The sequence below is a fragment of the Pseudomonas sp. Pseusp88 genome (assembly GCF_047303955.1).
Classification (GTDB): Bacteria; Pseudomonadota; Gammaproteobacteria; order Pseudomonadales; family Pseudomonadaceae; genus Aquipseudomonas.
Window position 1 is genome coordinate 1 of sequence record NZ_JBGLYM010000075.1, and the last position, 2,117, is coordinate 2,117.

3 protein-coding genes are annotated in these 2,117 nt (G+C 48.4%); 1 reads left to right on the forward strand and 2 read right to left on the reverse strand.

Annotated features, from left to right (window positions below):
• Positions 1 to 181: hypothetical protein (locus tag ACCD02_RS32450; protein ID WP_413310680.1), on the forward strand; the 181-nt coding region annotated here is incomplete at its 5' end.
• A 368-nt stretch (positions 182 to 549) separates the two neighbouring features.
• Here the strand turns inward: ACCD02_RS32450 and ACCD02_RS32455 are convergent.
• Positions 550 to 834, reverse strand: coding sequence for a hypothetical protein (locus tag ACCD02_RS32455; protein WP_413310681.1), 285 nt, complete (start codon positions 832 to 834; stop codon positions 550 to 552).
• A 458-nt stretch (positions 835 to 1,292) separates the two neighbouring features.
• The gene (locus tag ACCD02_RS32460) at positions 1,293 to 1,631 is read right to left on the reverse strand and encodes a hypothetical protein (protein ID WP_413310683.1); all 339 of its coding nucleotides are present in this window, start codon (positions 1,629 to 1,631) and stop codon (positions 1,293 to 1,295) included.
• Positions 1,632 to 2,117 lie beyond the last annotated feature (486 nt).

Genomic DNA, 2,117 nt, shown 5'->3' on the forward strand with positions numbered 1-2,117 from the left:
ATTGGGATCTGCAATTGAACAGATAGGGCTCTGGATCGCCGCTCAAGGCTCGATTGAGACGGCCGCATCTATTCGCGCATACCTAGTTGAGCTCGATCAGAACGCCGGACTAATTACCGATGAGATACGTGCACTCGTTGCTAAATCCGCATCGGATGAAAGCGGAAAAACAGAAGGATGAGCGATCTCGGTAATATGCTCAAAGTGGCCGCCATATCATGTATTTATGCTGAAAAGGGCATTGCTCCGCTTGCCGAAGTTTGGATATTGCATTCAATATCCAGATTCACTTACGTGTCCTTGAGCCAGCGCCGGACGAACGCTTTAGACAACGGGTAGGAACTGCGACCCATCGCGCGGCGATGACTGTATCTACTGACGCTGAGTTGCGCCTGATGCCACACGTCGAGGCTCCAGCAGCAATCCGCTTCGGGCCAACTATGATTATGCTGCCCCAGGCAACCGTTTGATGAAACGGAATAACAGCATATGGTTCTAGCTGCGTCGGCACCGACAGGCCAGATTCCATTCACGTCCATCCGACAGGCTTTACCTAGGCACATTCTGTAAAATCACCTCTAGCTCATGCCATGGGAATTGATTATCCGTGCCCTCATTCAAGGCCCGGCAACTGGGAGTGTGGGGAAATGGCCGAGCACCGTCGCTGGCTTTTTGAGACTGACCGCAAGACACGCAGCGCAGGAACATTCCTACCAGCTGCCAACGCCGGGCATGGCTCAACACCTGACGATCCAACAGTTTAGTCGGTGGCTGCAGCAGATCCTTGGCATGTTCAGCCTCGATCACGCCGAATGGGGTGTTGATTTCTTGCATACCTCCCTCCGCTTGTGAATCAATGATCGACGATCACACGTACACAGCGCCTCAGTTACCACAGGATGTCACTCTCCGAGTAATCACCGTATATATTGTCGAATGCGTTCCTCTAACAATATGCTAGCCATGTTCTCTGTGATTTTCTCAATAGTGATATGTGTTTATACGGCTGGCTTCAGATCACGTAACCACCATAAAAAAGTTTTGCGCACTTCCGTCATTTTTCGCCATCGCATTCATAAATGCCCCTCAGTCACTACAGCTCTCTATGAATAGAGTGAAGTTTACCCAGGGCTGGAGATCTCTCGAGGTGAACGCCTTGTATCTTAAACTATAACTATATAACCATGGAAACGTGACCGGAATGTACGGTGTTTGTAGCTGGCTTAGATAGCAGGACTGTTTAGAGATCATAGTCGCTCCGCGTAACCTCACTTGGGCTCTGAGTTTTGCGTTTACTTGCCTGCCATTACTAAGATCGCTCGGCCTTTAGGGCTATGCGGTTTCTTGACTTCAAATGACACTGGCGATGCGGGATTAGGTGATTTTCTTACATCAGGTTGTGTACGACCTCGTGCAACCCATTCAAGCAGTTGCTGGGCTAGAGCAGTTGCACCATATTTTCCTCTGTAATGCGACAGTCTGATACCGGTCATTTCATAGGCCTGGGGGGAGTCAAAACTCTTCACCACTAGCGAAATGACATCCTTTTTTTTTGATGTGCAGCGGACATCTAAGCCTGGAAGCTTATTTTTTAGGATGATTGTAATCTGATCAATATCGAGAGATTCCATTTTTGGGACCACGCGTGACAGATACCTATCAATATCCTAACGAATAAATTCATTACGTAAATTACCGCTTATCCTTTTTCTGAATGTGTAAAGCTGTTCTTACAAGTGGCATTCAATTGAAGGCGAGCAAGATTGCATTGATTACAAATGAGTGTCAAAAATATGTGATAACGTTCGGGCATCGGGAATCGTCTTTACATTTGTGTCTGGATGTTCGATTTAGCACGCCTCTAACGTTGTGAAGACTAGTCATGGGTAGAGGCCGACCGAGCTAGCTGAAAACGGCTAGGAGTAGACCTTTGTGGACAGCGAAGTAGTCGCTTGTGGGTGAAGCGGAATAGTGGGAAGTGTGGGTTCTGCCAAGCGAATGGCCGTTCCCAGTCCGACCTCGGTTGGATCCATTACTGCTCCAATGCGAAAAAGATCCGCCATCGTGATGAGCCTTGGATGAGCGATACAAGCATCTCATCCGCCGATGCGGAATTA

Excerpts from the sequence above, each read along its gene's own strand:
- ACCD02_RS32455 (WP_413310681.1), bottom strand. The coding sequence starts at position 834 with ATGCAAGAAATCAACACCCCATTCGGCGTGATCGAGGCTGAACATGCC.
- ACCD02_RS32460 (WP_413310683.1), bottom strand. The coding sequence starts at position 1,631 with ATGGAATCTCTCGATATTGATCAGATTACAATCATCCTAAAAAATAAG.